The 1,074-nt window shown below is 67.1% G+C and carries 1 pseudogene; it reads right to left on the bottom strand.

Features of this window, described 5'->3' with window-relative positions:
* A pseudogene (locus DL990_RS41120) lies at nucleotides 1-1,056 on the bottom strand (DUF222 domain-containing protein); the annotation flags it as partial.
* Nucleotides 1,057-1,074: the final 18 nt, after the last annotated feature.

Here is a 1,074-nt window from a genome sequence, read left to right as displayed (position 1 = left end):
GAGGTGGTAGGTCCAGCCGGGTTCGTCTTTGAGTCGGTGATCTCGGCGGCAGAGGTCGATGAGGTCGTCGGCGTTGGTGGTGCCGCCGAACTGCCACGGCACCGAATGGTCGAGATCGCAGGTCTGTGCGGGGCGGCCGCAGCCGGGTCTTCGGCACTCACGGTCCCGCACCCGGACGAACTCGGCGACGCCCGCTGTCGGCCGGTACCGGTCCCGGCCGAGGTCCAGTATCTGTCCGGACAGCGGGTCGGTGATGATCCGGCGCAGCACGGTGTCCGGGCCGGTCGCGATGTGCCGTGCCAGTGCCGCCGGAAGATGACCGTGTCCGGCCATCTCCGCCGGGTCGTCGTTGAGGCCGAGGTAGGTGAACAAGTCCATGTACAGGAACACGTCCGCACGCTCACTCGCGCCACCCTGGCCGCCGAGCAGGAGATCGAGCGCGACGTCCGCGCGCAACTGGTCCAGGGTGCGGGTTTCGTCGCCGGTCTTGAGTTTCTTGGCTTCCCTGTCGATGCGAAGGTAGGCGGCGTTGACTTTCTCGGCGGGCCCGTCCTCGACCTCGATCGACGCCACCCCCGTCTCGCCCTGCCGCACGCTGAGAGGGCGACCTTCGCGAGAGTGCTCGGCACGTCTGTCGGCTCCTTCGCGGTCGACCGTGATCGCCGCATGATGAGCCGCTTTCCTGATCTGGCCGGAATTCTTCCCCGCCAACCGGCCCTCGAGCAGGGCATCGGCCGCTAGGGCGTTGTCATCCGACAGCCACGCCGTCGCCGCGGCGACCTTCATCGCGCCGAAGCCACTCACTTTTCCCTCGTCCATCAGAGTCAACGTGCGCGGCAGCCGGGCGGTCAACGCTTCAGCGGCAGCGACCATCGCACCGGCATGATTGTCCACAAGAGACAACGCGAAGGCGACTTCCTGCGTGACACCACGCGCACCCTCACGATGCCGGTTCAGCCGGGCCAGCGCCCGGAACCGGACCGCCTCAAGCCGGGCGATCCCCACCGACGCCGCTTACGCGACAGCGACGGAATCATTGTCGTCCAACAAACCTATCGAAGCATTCACCGACTC

This window comes from Amycolatopsis sp. WAC 01416 (genome assembly GCF_003947485.1).
Taxonomy (GTDB): domain Bacteria; phylum Actinomycetota; class Actinomycetes; order Mycobacteriales; family Pseudonocardiaceae; genus Amycolatopsis.
This window is presented reverse-complemented; position numbering and strand designations above follow the sequence as displayed.